Origin of the sequence: Lysinibacillus sp. NPDC056185 (assembly GCF_047737915.1) — a bacterium.
Taxonomy (GTDB): Bacteria; Bacillota; Bacilli; order Bacillales_A; family Planococcaceae; genus Lysinibacillus.
The window spans coordinates 13,549-30,397 of record NZ_JBLLLQ010000028.1 but is presented as its reverse complement, the minus strand read 5'-3'; the positions used below and the strand labels follow the sequence as shown (position 1 = coordinate 30,397).

Annotated in this window: 17 protein-coding genes; 1 reads left to right on the top strand and 16 read right to left on the bottom strand. The window is 38.1% G+C overall.

Annotated features, from left to right (window positions below):
• Positions 1-134: 134 nt before the first annotated feature.
• The 7 genes from mfd to spoVG form a co-directional block, all read right to left on the bottom strand.
• Positions 135-3,647, bottom strand: a complete 3,513-nt coding sequence (gene mfd, locus ACMZ42_RS21440; RefSeq protein ID WP_415732729.1) for a transcription-repair coupling factor — start codon at positions 3,645-3,647, stop codon at positions 135-137.
• 137 nt (positions 3,648-3,784) lie between these two features.
• Positions 3,785-4,012: an anti-sigma-F factor Fin gene (locus ACMZ42_RS21435; protein ID WP_132364328.1), complete on the bottom strand. Its 228-nt coding sequence runs from the start codon at positions 4,010-4,012 to the stop codon at positions 3,785-3,787.
• 208 nt (positions 4,013-4,220) lie between these two features.
• Positions 4,221-4,781, bottom strand: coding sequence for an aminoacyl-tRNA hydrolase (gene pth, locus ACMZ42_RS21430; RefSeq protein ID WP_370081898.1), 561 nt, complete (start codon positions 4,779-4,781; stop codon positions 4,221-4,223).
• 237 nt (positions 4,782-5,018) lie between these two features.
• Positions 5,019-5,609, bottom strand: coding sequence for a 50S ribosomal protein L25/general stress protein Ctc (locus ACMZ42_RS21425; protein ID WP_402874737.1), 591 nt, complete (start codon positions 5,607-5,609; stop codon positions 5,019-5,021).
• 600 nt (positions 5,610-6,209) lie between these two features.
• Positions 6,210-7,169, bottom strand: coding sequence for a ribose-phosphate diphosphokinase (locus ACMZ42_RS21420; protein ID WP_370047888.1), 960 nt, complete (start codon positions 7,167-7,169; stop codon positions 6,210-6,212).
• Between the two features lie 24 nt (positions 7,170-7,193).
• A complete protein-coding gene (gene glmU, locus ACMZ42_RS21415; RefSeq protein ID WP_370081894.1) occupies positions 7,194-8,564 on the bottom strand; it encodes a bifunctional UDP-N-acetylglucosamine diphosphorylase/glucosamine-1-phosphate N-acetyltransferase GlmU in 1,371 nt (456 codons plus the stop codon).
• A gap of 207 nt (positions 8,565-8,771) precedes the next feature.
• Positions 8,772-9,065 (bottom strand): septation regulator SpoVG, encoded by a 294-nt coding sequence (gene spoVG, locus ACMZ42_RS21410; protein WP_370081892.1) that lies wholly within the window; start codon positions 9,063-9,065, stop codon positions 8,772-8,774.
• Between the two features lie 189 nt (positions 9,066-9,254).
• Between spoVG and ACMZ42_RS21405 the strand changes: the two genes are divergently transcribed.
• Positions 9,255-9,440, top strand: a complete 186-nt coding sequence (locus tag ACMZ42_RS21405; RefSeq protein ID WP_370081890.1) for a hypothetical protein — start codon at positions 9,255-9,257, stop codon at positions 9,438-9,440.
• Between the two features lie 153 nt (positions 9,441-9,593).
• Here ACMZ42_RS21405 and ACMZ42_RS21400 read toward each other — a convergent pair whose 3' ends face one another.
• The 9 genes from ACMZ42_RS21400 to ACMZ42_RS21360 form a co-directional block, all read right to left on the bottom strand.
• Positions 9,594-9,968 (bottom strand): RidA family protein, encoded by a 375-nt coding sequence (locus ACMZ42_RS21400; RefSeq protein ID WP_142510486.1) that lies wholly within the window; start codon positions 9,966-9,968, stop codon positions 9,594-9,596.
• Positions 9,965-10,798 carry a pur operon repressor gene (gene purR / locus ACMZ42_RS21395; RefSeq protein ID WP_079563681.1) on the bottom strand — a complete coding sequence of 278 codons (834 nt, stop codon included), beginning with the start codon at positions 10,796-10,798 and terminating at the stop codon, positions 9,965-9,967. Before purR ends, ACMZ42_RS21400 begins: the two co-directional genes overlap by 4 nt.
• Before the next feature lie 56 nt (positions 10,799-10,854).
• Entirely contained in the window at positions 10,855-11,721 is an 867-nt protein-coding gene (ispE, locus tag ACMZ42_RS21390) for a 4-(cytidine 5'-diphospho)-2-C-methyl-D-erythritol kinase (protein ID WP_370081886.1), read from the bottom strand.
• Between the two features lie 523 nt (positions 11,722-12,244).
• Entirely contained in the window at positions 12,245-12,427 is a 183-nt protein-coding gene (locus tag ACMZ42_RS21385; protein ID WP_053594103.1) for a small, acid-soluble spore protein, alpha/beta type, read from the bottom strand.
• A gap of 109 nt (positions 12,428-12,536) precedes the next feature.
• On the bottom strand, positions 12,537-12,797 hold the full coding sequence (gene veg / locus ACMZ42_RS21380) for a biofilm formation stimulator Veg (RefSeq protein ID WP_370081883.1): 261 nt from the start codon (positions 12,795-12,797) through the stop codon (positions 12,537-12,539).
• A gap of 157 nt (positions 12,798-12,954) precedes the next feature.
• Complete coding sequence (rsmA, locus tag ACMZ42_RS21375) at positions 12,955-13,836, bottom strand: 16S rRNA (adenine(1518)-N(6)/adenine(1519)-N(6))-dimethyltransferase RsmA (protein WP_370081881.1); 882 nt, start codon at positions 13,834-13,836, stop codon at positions 12,955-12,957.
• A complete protein-coding gene (rnmV, locus tag ACMZ42_RS21370) occupies positions 13,829-14,395 on the bottom strand; it encodes a ribonuclease M5 (protein WP_402934774.1) in 567 nt (188 codons plus the stop codon). Before rnmV ends, rsmA begins: the two co-directional genes overlap by 8 nt.
• 221 nt (positions 14,396-14,616) lie before the next feature.
• Positions 14,617-15,828: a ubiquitin-like domain-containing protein gene (locus ACMZ42_RS21365; RefSeq protein ID WP_415732728.1), complete on the bottom strand. Its 1,212-nt coding sequence runs from the start codon at positions 15,826-15,828 to the stop codon at positions 14,617-14,619.
• Between the two features lie 135 nt (positions 15,829-15,963).
• Entirely contained in the window at positions 15,964-16,734 is a 771-nt protein-coding gene (locus ACMZ42_RS21360; protein WP_370081875.1) for a TatD family hydrolase, read from the bottom strand.
• Between the last annotated feature and the right edge of the window lie 115 nt (positions 16,735-16,849).

Sequence of the window (16,849 nt, the reverse complement as noted above, 5' to 3'; positions counted from 1 at the left end):
GAGCCACACAGTCTACAGTCCAATTAATAAATGAAGATAAAGCGCCACAACATTCACAGAGATTTCCTTGTAATTTTTTGTTTTTAACAATAAAAAGCTGATCATTATCCCTAGAGATAAGATCAGCTTTTCTTCTATTGTTGTTTTTTTGCGTCAGCAATAATATGCATCATTTCTTCTAAAATATCAAAGGGTTGATATTTCCCACACTTACGTTCATCAATCGTTAGTTTCAATTGCATACCATCCATACCAAACCCTACAGCACGTTCAAATTTCATAGATTCTTCCACAATTTTACCGCCATCAACTTGCCCAGTACCTTCTTCAGACAACAATATTGTGATAATTTTTTGCTTTTCTTTTACAGACAATACACCTGTACCCAAGCCCCATACCTTCATACGCGCAATTCGCAATAAACGCTCTGTTTCAATCGGAAGATCACCAAAACGATCCTGTAATTCCTCTATGATTTCGCTGTACTCCTCCACTTGATCCATTGCTTTTATACGTTTATACATTTGAATTTTTTGATAGCCATCAGGAATGTATGCATCTGGGATATACGCATCCACACTCAATAAAATTTCAATGTCAGGCTTCTCTTCTTTTTTCACACCTGTTTGGCGCTCAGCAATCGCTTCTTCCAGCATTTGTGAATACAAGTCAAAACCGACAGAATCAATAAAGCCATGCTGCTGCGCTCCAAGTAAATTTCCTGCACCACGAATAGATAAGTCACGCATAGCAATTTTAAATCCCGAACCTAACTCTGTAAATTCTTTAATCGCCTGTAATCTTTGCTCAGCTACATCCGTAAGGACTTTGTCACGTTGATACATAAAGTAAGCATACGCCACCCTATTAGAACGTCCAACACGCCCACGCAATTGATAAAGCTGCGCTAAGCCCATTCGATCAGCATCATGAACAATCAATGTGTTAACGTTTGGTATATCCACGCCTGTCTCAATAATGGTTGTCGTTACAAGCACATCATAGTCACCTTCTAAAAAGGCTAATATAACAGATTCTAATTCTGATTCCGTCATTTTGCCATGTGCATGCCCAATACGCGCTTCTGGGACAAGCATTTGAATTTCATCAACCTTACGAGCCATATCTTCTACACGATTGTATAAGTAGAATACTTGCCCACCACGCGCCATTTCTCTCTCAATAGCTTCCCCCACTAATGCACCGCTATGCTCCATTACATAAGTTTGCACAGGGAAACGGTTTGCTGGTGGCGTTTCAATTACCGATAGATCACGAACACCTACCATCGACATATGAAGTGTTCTTGGAATCGGAGTTGCCGTTAGCGTTAATACATCGACATTCGTCTTAAGTTGTTTAATTTTTTCCTTATGCGTTACACCAAAACGTTGCTCCTCATCAACAATCAGTAGTCCAAGGTCTTGGAATGTTAAATCTTTAGATAAAATTCGATGCGTTCCAACGACAATATCAACTTGCCCTTCTTTTAAGCCCTTTAACGTCGCTGTTTGCTCTTTTTTCGAACGGAAACGAGACAAGAGACCTACATTCATAGCAAAGTCTTGGAATCTCTCACGAATCGTTTCGTAATGCTGCTGCGCTAAAATCGTTGTCGGCACAAGGAAAGCTACCTGCTTGCCATCTTGAATTGCTTTAAATGCCGCACGAATCGCTACCTCTGTTTTGCCGTACCCTACGTCTCCACATACAAGACGATCCATCGGACGCTCACGCTCCATATCACGTTTTACTTCGATAATTGAACGTAGCTGATCCTCCGTTTCTTCATAGGGGAAAGAAGCCTCAAAATTGCGCTGATCGTCGTTGTCAATCGCGAATGCATGGCCTTTCTCTGCTTCACGTTTCGCATACAGCTTAATTAAATCATCAGCAATATCTTGCACAGCAGAGGATACCTTGGCTTTAGCTTTTTTCCACTCTGCTCCACCTAATTTATGTAGCTTCGGTTCTCGGTCTTCAGATGCTACATATTTTTGGATTAAATCTATTTGCTCTACGGGAACATATAACTTATCATCTGCGCGGTATCGAATGTGTAAGTAATCCTTATGTGTTCCATTTACCTCTAATGTTTCTAAGCCTATATATTTCCCAATACCGTGATGTACATGGACAACATAGTCGCCTGGTTTAATTTCTGTATAGCTTTTAATACGTTCTGCGTTCGTCATTTTTTGAGGACGTGCTTTTTTCTTCACCTGTTGTTTAAATAACTCATCCTCTGTGACAATCACCACACGTTGTAGTGGTAATTCAAAGCCACTAGATAGTGAGCCATCCACAATATAAATACCCGCTTCTGTCGGCTTACCAATTGTCGTATGAATATCATATTCTCCAAGCATTTGCTGTACACGTTTAACACGATCTTTATCTCTTGCAACAATTAATACTGTAAATTTACCAAGCAACCAGCGTTCAATCTCACTTTGTAATAATGACATTTGGCCATGAAATTGTTGCATTGGTTTGCAAGAAAAGTTCGTCGTCTTATTAAAAGATACCCCTGCAAATGTTCGTGAAAATAATGAGAAGTATAGCTTTTGTTGAGACAGCATTGCTAGGATTTCTTTCAAAGAGAATGCTGGCTTTACATCATGCACCATTTTTCCTTCTTCAATTAATGATAAAAACCACTCATCCTCTTCGCGCTCCCAGGCATCCATAACCTCCTGAATACGTCCGAGCTCATCAAACAGCACAATGCCATCATGTACAAAATAATCTCCTAAATATGATGTTTTCTCATACAATAACGAACCATATTTATTTACATAGTCCGGTAAATTCCCTTGCTGTAACAATTCAATATCATATTGAATATGCTGATACAGTAATTCCTTCGTCTCCTGCTTTTTGACTTTCTTTAAACTTGTCGCTAATGCCGCTTCTAAACGGCCTGCCAATGCCATTCTTTCTTCCTTTGTCAAAATAACTTCTGATGCTGGTAGAATACGAACCTTCTGCAATTTATCAATGGAACGTTGGTCGTCCGCAGAAAATGTTCGAATCGAGTCAACTTCCGTATCAAATAATTCTATACGAATCGGCGCCTCTAAATATGGTGGATAAATATCTAATATCCCTCCACGTAGCGCAAACTCTCCAGGTGTTGTCACCATTGAATTACGCACGTAACCCATCTCTACTAACGTTTGGAGCCATTCATCAATCTGAATATCTTCGCCTACTGCAATCTGTAAAAAATACTGTTGCCAATGCTCTTTAGGCTGCATCATTTTGCGTAAGCCCGCAACTGGTATCACATAAACAGCTTTTTCACCTCTAGCTAGGCAATCAAGTGTTGCGATACGCTCAGCACGTAACTCTGGAGAGGCAACAGACAAATCTGCAGCAATAAACTCATCGGCAGGATAATAATGAACATGCTCCTCACCTAAAAGTCCCGCCAGCTCGTCAACCATTTTTTGTGCCTGCAATAGATTAGGAGATACAATATAAATAGGTTTTTTTACATATTCAAATAAAGCATCGACCATTACCGGGCGCGCGCTTCCTGTTAATCCTGTTATAAGCTGTGTTGCAGATTGACCGCTCTGAATCTCCTGTAAAAATGATGTGATATGTTTGTCCTGCATCACAAGCTGTCGTAAAACTTCCAATGTCAAAAGCTCCTCTCAGCGCATAATTCTATTCGCCATTACTAGTAATCTAGTACTATAATACGCATCTTTTTTGTATATTTTATCAATGGAAAAAGCTTTGAACGCACGTGATGTGCGCCAAAGCATCCTTCCAATCATTGAATCCATTTATTGAGTGCGTGATAATCTGGATATTGTTTCAGCGAATCCTCACATTGCTCACAAATGCAGTGCACCGTCGTGTGACCATGCTGATCTTTCTCAACATAATCATCCGCTTCACCCATTTCGAAAATATGTAGTTTTCGAATTGTATCATCTGCATCAAATGGTAGTGTTCCTATTTCAACTTCACAATGACGACATCGATAGCGAACTGACATCTCCAAATCATCCTCCTTTAAGCAACTTACTACTTAAAGTATAGACATTTCTAAAACAGATTATGCACTTCCAATTTTGCTTTAGCGCCTTTTAGAATATAGAAACGTGGGGTTGATTTTCGTACCAACCAGTCGCTTTCCTGGGGGCGTCCGATGAGCCGCTTAGGTTAAAACAGCTGTAATATCCACACTACGCTTTAACCTATTATTACCCGTTAAAGCGATTCATCACATCAAGAAATGGCTTTGAAAGAGATTCTTCTACAGCATTTACACTTTTTTCAATAGCTTCACTAACAATAGCTTGATCTTCTTTTGAAAATTTTGACAACACATAATCTGCTACCTTCATACCAGCAGGCGGGCGATTAACCCCAACACGTATGCGATTAAATTCTTGTGTACCTAGATGCTGAATTAATGATTTAATACCATTATGTCCACCCGCACTTCCTTTTTGACGCAGGCGTAATTTCCCTGTTTCTAAATCTAAATCGTCATAAATAACAATTAAGTCTTCCACATCAATATCAAAATAGTTCATAAGGGGCCCAACACATTCCCCCGATAAATTCATATATGTTAAAGGTTTAACAAGTAGAACCTTTCCTTCAGGACGATGTACCGTTGCATACATACCATTAAACTTTGAATTAGTTAAAGGTGTACCCCATTTTTCAGCTAATGCATCAATAACATCGAAGCCAATATTATGTCTTGTATGCTCATAAGGCTTGCCTGGATTCCCTAAACCAACGATAATTTTCATAAGTACCCCTCTTCTTTCAAATCTAATAGTCATTATTTTACCATATCATGCACTAAGAAAGCAGTTTGTACAGTTTTTGAAAGTAAAAGTTCAATAATGGCTTGATATTATTTAAAATCCTCACTTCAACCATACATATCGTGAAATGGTTTTAAAACAACACATGTATTAATTTAAAATATAAAAGGCTACTGAAGAAGTTTAACTTCCTCAGTAGCCTTTCCTTAACAAATATTTTTACTCTTGTACCTGCTCACTATCTACTGTCGATTCCTCAACGACTGCCGGGGCCATAATTGATACCAATGTATGACCATTTTCACTGATAATATCAAAATCAATCGTATCTCGAATATCTGCTACCGTAATTGTTTCACCAATTTTAAGTTCAGTAATGTCAACTTCAATAGCTTCTGGTATATCTGCTGGTTTTACGTTAATTTTCACATCTAGGTTGGGCTGCATTAATATGCCACCCACACTAACTCCAACTGACTCTCCAACAAGTCTAATAGGCACTTCAGCTTCTATTGCTTCGGACATATCAATTGCTAAAAAGTCGATATGATTTACTTCATCTTTCATTGAGCATTGTTGGATTTCTGATACAACAACATTCACCTTTTTACCATCTAACTCCATTGAAAAAACACCGTTTTGCCCATTCTTTTGAATGGATTTTCTGAATTCATTCGCTGAAATAGAAATTGGGGTCGAATCTAATTTATAGCCGTAAATAACTGCAGGAATGGCTCCCCCTTTTCTAAGTTGGGTTAATGTCGAACGATGCCCAGCTTCGCGCTTTTTAACACTTAATACTGTACTCATACTATACTTCCCCTTCCAAGAAAAATTTATTTACGCCTTATTATAAATGTCACTACTTTTAATGACATTTGTTAAGGCTATAATAATATTTACTACAATTTTAGCTTATCACCATAACGTGGGGTTGATTTCCGTTCCAGCTGGGCGCTTTGTTGCTGACGCTTCGCTTTCGCGCAGATAAAACATTTGTTGCTGACGCTTCGCTTTCGCGCAGAGCAGAGCTTCCTGGGGGCGTCCGATGAGCCGCTTGGGCCAACAGATGTTTTTTGTGCGAAAGCATAGTACAACGAAGCGACAGCACCGATGTTGGTCACGAAGGCGTTATCACAGGACGTGATGGTTTTAGCCTTCGTTCCTCTATTGCTATTCCCCAAGGAGTCGCCCAGCCTCCACTCCAATCAACTTATGTTTTAACAAAATATATCCCACCTTAGGCGGTAAACTATTTTTTATAAAGTAGTGTAAATATTATTAAGTCACAATTACCATATACCCTTTTACAAGAAAATTCAAACAAAAGAAACCTAGAAAAAGGACAAATCTACTTACAAACGTAGATTTGTCCTTAATAAGCCACATATTGGGATCTGTTTATTTATATTAATCAAATAGAGTACTTACAGATTTATTTTCATAGACACGAGAGATTGCATCTGCCATCAATTTAGCTACTGAAAGCTCTGTAATTTTTGGAGATTTTTTCTCTTCAGGAAGTTGGATTGTATTTGTTACAACTAATTCTTTAATCGAAGAGTTTTCGATACGCTCGATTGCTGGGCCTGATAATACCGGGTGAGAACAACAAGCATAAACTTCTTTCGCACCAGCTGCACGTAATGCATCCGCGCCGATTGTAATCGTACCAGCAGTATCAATAATATCATCAATCAAGATTGCCACTTTACCATCAACATTACCAACAATGTTCATTACTTCTGCAACGTTTGGTTTTGGACGGCGTTTGTCAATAATTGCAATAGGTGCTTTTAAACGTTCTGCCATTTTACGAGCACGTGTTACACCACCATGGTCTGGGGAAACAACAACGATTTCTTCTTCTGGGATACCTTTTGATTTGAAGTGATCAGATAATAAAGGCACTGCCATCAGGTGATCGATTAAAATATCGAAGAAACCTTGGATTTGTGGTGCATGTAAATCTAAAACGATAACACGTGTTGCACCAGCTGTTTCAAGTAAGTTTGCTACTAATTTAGCTGTAATTGGCTCACGTGCTTTTGCTTTACGGTCCTGACGAGCATATCCATAATAAGGCATTACAACGTTTACTGTACGAGCAGATGCGCGTTTTACAGCATCTACCATAATTAAAAGCTCCATTAAATGTTCGTTTACAGGCGCAGAAGTAGACTGCACGATAAACACATCACAACCACGAATACTTTCTTCAATGCTAATTTGAACCTCTCCATCGCTGAAGTGTTTAACAGAAGATTTACCTAATTCAACACCCATTTCTTGCGCAATTTCTTGAGCAAGCGGATTGTTAGAGTTAAGTGAAAATATTTTTAATTGTGAGTTTGCATAATGATACGGCATGATGGCCTCCTGTTTAGTTGATAATTATTTTGAATTTAATTTGCTTACATAATTCGGTTTGTTTTCTTGTCTTGCACGAGCAATTGCTAGCGCATCCTCAGGAACTTCTTTTGTAATTGTAGATCCTGCTGCAATAAATGAACCTTTTCCAACTTTCACTGGCGCTACTAAGTTAGTATTACATCCTACAAATACATCATCTTCAATAATTGTTTGGAACTTGTTTTTCCCATCATAGTTTACTGTAATGGAACCACAGCCAATATTGACATTGCTTCCTATTTCAGCATCGCCAATATAGCTTAAGTGGGATACTTTCGTGTCATTACCTAGTTTACTTTTCTTCACTTCTACAAAGTTACCAATTTTCACATGGCTACCTATATCAGAAAGTGGTCGAATATTTGCAAACGGTCCTATAGCTGTGTCTTCTGCTACAGCGCTTTCACGTACAACAGAAGAATGTACAGTTGTTCGGTCACCGATACGGCTATCAATGATTTGTGTGTTTGGCCCGATTATACAATCTTCACCAATAACAGTTGTACCTTCAATCATAGAACCTGGTTGGATGACAGTATCACGACCAATCATTGCCTCAGCGCTGATGTATGTTGCTTCTGAATTAATAATTGTGACACCGTTACGCATATGCTTTTCATTAATTCTTGTACGCATTAGCGCCTCTGCTTGAGACAGAGCAACACGATCATTAACACCAAGTGTTTCTTCGAAATCTTCCGTTACAAATGCTTCAACGACATCGCCTTGTTTTTGTAAAATTTCAATCACATCAGGTAAATAATACTCACCCTGAGCATTGTCATTTTTCACAAGCTTCAATGTCTCAAATAACGCTTTATTATCGAAGCAATATGTGCCCGTATTAATCTCTTTCACTAATTGCTGCTCTGCTGAAGCATCCTTTTGCTCAACAATTTGCTCCACTTGTCCATTGTCGCCACGTAAAATACGACCATAGCCTGTTGGATTTTCAGCAATAGCTGTTAAAATCGTTGCTTTAGCATTCTTTGCTTGATGATGCTCGAATAATGCTTGCATCGTTTCAGGGCGAATAAGTGGTGTATCGCCACAAACAACTAATGTTGTCCCTTCTTCGCTACCTAAAATTGCCTCCGCCTGTTGTACAGCATGAGCTGTCCCTAACTGTTCAGCCTGTAAAACATACTCGCTTTTATCGCCAAGCTGTTGTTTCACCTTTTCTGCACCATGTCCTACAACCGTTACAATGCGATTCACATCTAACGTTTGAATGTGATCCACCACATGTTGTACCATTGGCTTCCCACATACTGGATGGAGCACTTTATATAATTTGGACTTCATACGTGTACCTTGACCTGCAGCCAAAATGACAGCAAAAATGTTGCTCATCTGTAAGTCCTCCAATACGCTCATTTTCTCTTATGACTATATAGCAAAATCCATCTATTTTCAAGGCATGTTGACTTGACAAAAAGATGAATTTCCAAATCATATGCACCTTATGCTCGAATGTTAATATGTATGTCCTAAAACTACTCATTTTCTCTTATTCTCAAAATAAAAAGAACTCTCCAAATTATGAAGAGCTCTCTTTAACTATACGCCAATTCCTTCTAATTCTTCTGCTGCTTCTACTTCGCTTGAATTATGGTACTCGTTTAAAATAATCTCCTGAATTTTATTACGAGTAGTAGAATTGATAGGATGCGCAATATCTCTAAATTCACCATCTGGCGTTCGTTTACTTGGCATAGCAACGAACAAACCTGTATTGCCATCAATCACACGAATATCATGAACTACGAACTCATTGTCGAGTGTAATGGAAGCAATCGCACGCATGCGACCATCCGTCTGTACACGACGTAATCTTACATCAGTAACTTCCATTTTCTCACCACCTCTCTTCTTAGATGCCTAAATGAAAATATAATATTCTTTATTACCGAATATTTTCCTTTTTCTAGTCTATCAAATTTTCTAAAAAATTTGAATACTTATTAGTATAATATTTCCTTTTTTATACGTAAATTTTGTCAATTGTTTGTCAGTCGCCCTCTATGGGTGTTACTTTTCAGTTTGGTAATACTTTTAGGAGTTTTATCAGCGATTTGCTCCTTATCGGCGATTGTTGGGGTTTTATCAGCGGTTATTTTATTTTTATCAGCGATTATTGGAACTCTATTAGCGGTTTTTCCATTTTTATCAGCGATTATTGGAATTCTATCATCGATTTCACTACTTTATCAGCGATACTACTTGTAGTTTAGAATATTCACTTCCCCTTGGCGTATTGTCGCTGTCGCTTTGCTTTCGCGCAGAAAACATTTGTCGCTGTCGCTTTGCTTTCGCGCAGAAAACATTGCTATAAAAAAAAGCCCACTAAAAGATTCTCTTCTAGTGAGCTTAAAAAATTCCTTATTTAACGATGGCAATAACTTCGATTTCTACTCTCACATCTTTTGGTAGACGTGCAACCTCTACGGCTGAACGAGCTGGTTTATGATCACCAAAGTGGCTAGCATATACTTCATTCATTGCAACAAAGTCGTTCATATCCTTCATAAAAACGGTTGTTTTAATAACATTGTCCAAAGATGATCCAGCAGCAGCTAGAACTGCTTTTAAATTTGCAAATACTTGATTTGTTTGAACAGTGATATCACCTTCCACTAATTCGCCTGTTGCTGTTAGTGGGATCTGACCTGAGCTATAAAACATGCCATTTACAATAATCCCTTGTGAATATGGTCCAATTGCTGCTGGTGCATTTGTTGTTGCTACTACTTTCATTTGTCATTTCCCCTTTTAGAAAAATAGTTACCTTCACTTAGTGCAATTGTACGGTCTTTTTCATTGACCTCATGAAGCTTTACTAGTGAATAATAATCATCTACTAAAGTTTCGTCTGCATGCTCAGCCTCTACAAGCACTGCAATACCAGCTAGCTGACAGTCAAATTCCTCTAATAGATTTTTCATGCCGTTCATTGTACCACCGACCTTCATAAAGTCGTCAGTAATAAGCACTCGTTGCCCACTCTTCATGCTTCTTTTTGATAATACCATTGTCTGAATTCTTCTGGAAGAACCAGATACATAGTTGATGCTGACTGTAGAGCCTTCAGTTACCTTACTATCTCTTCTGACAACAACAACTGGTACATTTAAATGTCTTGCAATTGCGTGGGCAATAGAGATCCCCTTTGTTGCGACAGTCATTATGACATCAATTTGTTGATCAGCAAATGCGGATGCAAATACCTTTCCCACTCGATTAATTAAATCTGGATTGCCGAGTAAGTCCGTCATAAATAAATAACCGCCCGGTAACAAACGATCTGAATGCTCAAGCTCCGCCTTTAAATCATGAATAACTAAACGGACCTCAGCCTCGGACATTTTAGGAATATACTTAACTCCTCCTGCAGCGCCCGGTACTGTCATCAATAACCCGATTCCTTTTTCTTCGAAAGTTTCTTTTACAATCGTCAAATCTTCACTAATAGAAGACTTTGCAGATTGATATAGTTCAGAAAAATAAGTTAGCGGGATCAGCTGATGTGGATGTTCTAGTAAATAGTACGTCATATCAACTAGTCGTTCACTACGCTTCCATTTCATGCGACCCTCTCCTAAACACGAATATTTATAGGTAAAATTAACATAAATTTGCGGTTTTAAGCAAGCGAATTTCGCTCACCTAAAATCCGAACAGCATATACTTCTTCGCAAAAACCACGTAAACCATTATAAATTCGGCTCACTCGAGCTTCACTATCCACTAAACCAAACACCGTCGGACCGCTTCCACTCATTAATGTTGCATCTGCTCCAAAGCGCTTCATTTGTTCCTTTAACATTACTACTTCTGGATGTAGCTTAAAAGTTACAGTTTCCAAAACATTCCCTAATGATGCACATAGTAGCTCATAATCTTCCGTTTCAATAGCATGAATCATTTGCTTCGTATTTGGATGTTCTAACCCTTCAACCTTTAATCCTCCATATACCTCTGCAGTAGAGACACCTATTTTAGGCTTAGCTAAGACTACCCAACAGTTTGGTGGTGCAGGCAATTCCTGAATTTTTTCTCCGCGCCCCGTTGCTAATGCTGTGCCACCATAGACACAAAATGAAACATCCGAACCAATTTTCGCACCTAATTCAGCTAACTCATCTATAGATAACCCTAAATTCCACAACTCATTTAAACCCTTTAGTGTAGCAGCCGCATCGCTACTGCCACCTGCTAACCCTGCTGCGATTGGTATTTCCTTTTCTATAGTAATGGATACACCTTGTCCAATGCCGTATGTATCTTTAACTAGACGCGCTGCCTGATAAGCAAAATTTCGGTGATCATTTGGCACGAAATTATCAGTAGAAATTATTTCAATTACGCCATCTTCTCGAGATTCTAGGCAGATACGGTCAGCTAAATCCACAGTTGTCATGACCATCTCTACCTCATGAAAATTATCTGGTCTTTTATAAAGCACATCTAATGTTAAATTTATTTTTGCAGGCGCCTTTACATAAAGCATCTTTCTTCCTCCTTATAGCTACACTTATCAATTACGCATTAGCGCAATTGGCTGACGCTTCGCCTCGCACAGATAAACAATGCTCCTAATTTTAAATTAAAGCTACCGATGCAGGTTAATAAGCCTTATCGCATGGAGTTAGGCTAACCTCCTAGCTTGTCCTTTAAACCGTAACATCTGACAGATCATTCAGTTTGATATTTTAATACACACTGAATAGAAATTACACTTTGTCTGTCTTTAGATGTAGGAGTCTTCTGTAACTGTTACAAAACATCAGTAGCTGGCGTTCACTTCGCTATATAAAACATTTTCTGAATGAAGATAAACCTGTCATTCATCTTTCACAAGATTATTCATTTTATTTTACCATAATGGGAATGTGAAAATGGAAAAAAAGAACCGTATACCCCTATTTGGTGTAACGGTTCTCTTTCGTCAGTCGTGTTGTTGTGTATACAGGAAGTTTTCATCCCTGTAATTGAAGTTTCAAAATAATAAGTGGTCTATTTTCACAAAGAGGCTACTTATTATGCTCTTGCTCACTACTTGCTCTTTCAGCCATTTCGATGGCACGTTTGACCATATTACCGGCGTCTCGAGCTTTTATGCCGCCCCAGCCTTCTCGTTGCACAACATCATAAAATCCAAGCTCTTTAGCGATCTCTTCCTTTAAACGAGGTGACATGATACCTTTTCTAGGCATATAAACTCCTCCTTAACAACTGACGATTTTAGTATGCCCCAGAAAACGCAAAACACTCATGCAGTTTTTATACATGAGTGTTTCAAAATATAGAAATAAGTACTAGAAACTATTTTGCGATAGCAGCTTGTGCTTCGTCTAAAAATGTAATCTCTACTGCCTCAGTTAAAATATCTGTGTAGCTATACGATACGCGCTTGCACGTATTGTCTTCTTGATCAAGCTCAACTACAAAGATAGCGCGATATGTCTCACGCAATACCCCTGCACACTCGACCGTTTTTTTGCGACCTCCGTTTGCTTTTAACTGCAAACGTTTACCCAAATGACAATCCAACGACTTTTTAATGTCCGCTAAAGTTTTTGGCATTTTCGCTTACACCTCACTAATAAATAGTATAAGCGATTCGCCCAAAAATGTCAACAAAATATATTATTTTATCAGCCTCTAATTAATGTTGTCAACTTATTTTTCATAAAAAAGACATGTTTTTTTACTTATACTCAAAAAAGTTAACAAAAATTTTTTACTTTGCAAATGTAGGGTATAGTGCATCGGCTAATTTTCCAAACTCTTGAATGGTTAGGGTCTCTCCTCGACGTGTTGGTTCAATATTTACCGCTCTTAAAGCATCCATAATTTTTTCTTTGTGTACCTTACCATTTGGTAAACCTGATTGTAAATTATTGAAGATTGTTTTTCGTCGTTGTACAAACGACGCACGAGTAACAACGAATAAAAAATCCTCATCAATTACGTTTACTGGAGGTTCATCATGCTTAATAAGACGGATCACTGCAGAATCCACGTTTGGTTGCGGCATAAAAACAGTTTTCGGTACCGTCATGGCAATATCAGCCTTTACATAATATTGAATCGCAATTGATAAAGAACCGTACTCCTTCGTTCCAGGCTTAGCTGTAATACGATCTGCAACCTCCTTTTGCATCATGACAACGAAACCGCGAATCGGCAAACGATCATTAAGTAATTTCATTAAAATTGGTGTCGTCACATAATAAGGTAAATTCGCTACAACCATAATATCTTCAATACCTGGCATCTCTTCCTGAATTACTTTAGCCACATCCGCCTTTAAAACATCTGAATGTACAATAGTTACATTATTATATGGGCTAAGTGTGTCTTCTAATACAGGTAATAATCTCTGATCAATTTCAAAAGATACAACCTTTTTTGCACTTCTTGCTAAATGCTCTGTTAATGCTCCAATGCCAGGACCAACTTCGATTGCGCCACTATTTTCAGTTAAATTTGCATGACTAACAATATTTCGTAAAATGTTCGGATCTATTAAAAAGTTTTGACCTAAGCTTTTTTTAAATGAAAATCCATATTTTCTTAAAATTTCCTGTGTTCTAATTGGTGTTGCAATATCCTTATGCATCGTTTTCCTCCTGATCTAACTGTGCGATTGCCGCACCAAATTGCTTTTCTGTAATTTGAAACATTTTCAATCTTTTATGAAGTTGTTTGCCGTTTGTTGCACCAATATTCAAAATTTCTCCAAGACGATCACGTCGAGTCTTCGCCCGTGGATGGCCAATTAAATGTGCCGTCATTAAATCTTCGAGAGTGATATCATCTGTGGTTGGCTCAACCTCATTTGGGGTATAGACATGTTGCAGTGCCTCGCGTATATCTTCATCTGCTGCATGCTCAATGCCTAGTCCTTTACCGTTTTTCGCAATTGTTTTGGCTTTCGGTAAAAAAGCGTGTTTTACACCTTTTACATGCTCCTCGATAATGGAACGAATTCGACGTCCTGGATAATCTGGATCAGTAAAAACAATAACACCTCTTTTATCCTGTGCATGTTGAATTCTCTTCAGTGTTTCCTCTGAAATAGCCGATCCATTTGTTTCTATAGTATCTGCTTGTACAGCTCGCTTAATAGCTGTTGTATCATCTTTTCCTTCAACAACAATGATTTCTTTTATTTGCAAAAAGGCTCCTCTTTTCTACCTTATCTTCAGACCATTTTACAACTGCACTGTACGATTGTACAGAAATACCCGGCTATTCATCTTTTATAATATTCAGCCTTGATTTTGCTATTGTTGATTCTCTAGAACAAATTACTGAAAAAAATAAAAAAGCTTTCCCGCCAGTCAAAACAGGAAAGCTAATAATAGTGAAAAACATTTTGATTAATTTTACAATTTTTTTAATTTAATACTTTTATACGCACTTTCCTTACTCCCCAATTACTAGCTTGGGATTCAGATTGTACAAGTATGTCGATCCGATTACCCTTAATTGCACCACCAGTATCTCCTGCAATAGCTGTTCCATAGCCCTCAACCCAAACTTTTGAACCGAGCTTAATAACAGAAGGGTCTACAGCTATTACTTTCAACCCAGATCCTGATTGCAAATTAATCCCAGTGGCAGATATCCCCGAGCAGCCGCTACAATTAGGTGTATAAGCGGTTGCCGTTACATAAAATTCTTTACCACTAGCTGGCTCTGATGAACCACGTGATACAGTCGCTGCGCTAGCCACTACAGTCTTAGTACCTACTGCAACCACTTGCTTTTGCGATTCTTTTACAACTTTCTCTGATTGTAAATTTTTAGCTACAACTTGGCCATTCTCTTTCACAACTTCATACGTTTTAGTCATTAATCCTTTTTGGCCTGCTGTTACAACTTTTTGTTTTCCTTTTTGTAATGAAGCATCCTGCTTCTTTTCAATTGCGAAATCTAAAGATTCTTCCACTACATCGATAACCTTTTCTACGCGAACTACTGTGATTTTACTCTGCGGAGTGATTACGTCCTTCAGGTTATTCTCGACACGATCGAATTCATTTAGTTGAATTCCTTGTTGTTTTAAAAAGTTAGCGACCGTAGTCGAAGTGGACCATACTTGTCTCTCGTTTACGCCATCGACAAGCGATACTTGAAACGCCTTTTGAATATCGATCTTGTTGTCTGCTCCTACTTCTGTATCTAGACCTTGTACTAATGAGTCATGCTCTGATACTTCAATATTTGCTTCTTTCAAAATGTCTTTCACTTGTGTTTCAGTTGTCCAAACTTTTGACTGATTTCCATCAACTGAAATAGTTACTTCTTTTGCCTGTTCCCATGAAATTGCTAATCCATTAACAATTTTGGTGTTCAGAGAGGGTGATATTTTGTCATGCTCTGCTACGTCTATATTTTGATCTTGTAATAATTGTTCTACAGTTTTGGCATGTGTTGTTACTTCGATTGTTTCTCCGTTCGAATCAAGCGTTACGGACTTTTTAGTACCTTGATAAAGTACAAATGAAATTACAGATACAAACAGGACAAGTGAAATAATGCTTATCACTGTTTGCTTACTCCTCAATGATCCTAAGAACAAGTTTTTCATGGAATTATTTGACATGAAAAAACGCCTCCTTAATACAAAGTTGGATTATACGTACTAGATTTGGCACTGTCAACCCGAATGTATTTCAAAGAAAATTGACATTCCCTTTTTAGCCAACCACAAACCCAGTATTGGAGGCATCTCAGCTAGTTAATTGTCAATCCTAAAAAATTTTTTCGCATTGGCTGTCGTTACTTGTGCAATTTCCTCAATCGTTAATCCTTTTAAACGGGCAATTTCTTCTGCAACTAATGGCACTAAAGCTGGCTCATTACGTTTTCCTCGATATGGATGAGGTGCTAAATACGGTGCATCAGTTTCAATCATCAAATGTTCTAAAGGTATTTCTGTCGCCACTTCTTTCGGCATTCGTGCATTTTTAAATGTCACCGGCCCACCAAGACTAATCATAAAATTCATAGCAATACATTCTTGTGCGGTTTCCACACTGCCACTATAACAATGCATAACGCCTCCCACGGAAGCAGCGTTTTCTTCACGTAAAATTTGTACAACATCTCCAGTAGCATCCCTGTTATGAATAATGATTGGTAAATTCAGCTTTTGCGCTAAATGAATTTGCTTGCGAAAAAGTGCTTGTTGAACATCTTTCGGGGATTTATCCCAATAATAGTCCAACCCGGTTTCACCAATACCTACTATTTTTGGATGTGCTGCTAATTTCTCAATCCAATTTAAATCCTCTTCTGTACAATCAATGGCATCGACAGGGTGCCAACCAATGACACCATAAACAAAATCATACTGTTCAACCAGTTGCATTGTTTTTTCTATAGTTTTGCGGTCGAAACCAACAACAACCATTGTTTCTACTTTGGCTTCAAGAGCTCTATCTATAACCTCTTGTAAGTCTTCTTCATACTGATCTGCATTTAAGTGTACATGTGTATCAATAAACATCGTCATTCTCCTAACATAGATTTTATTAGAAATTATTATTTCATATTTTTCATCAGTGTTACAATTTTGTTACAAACAATTTAGTATTATAACATTACTCATAACCTCAGACACC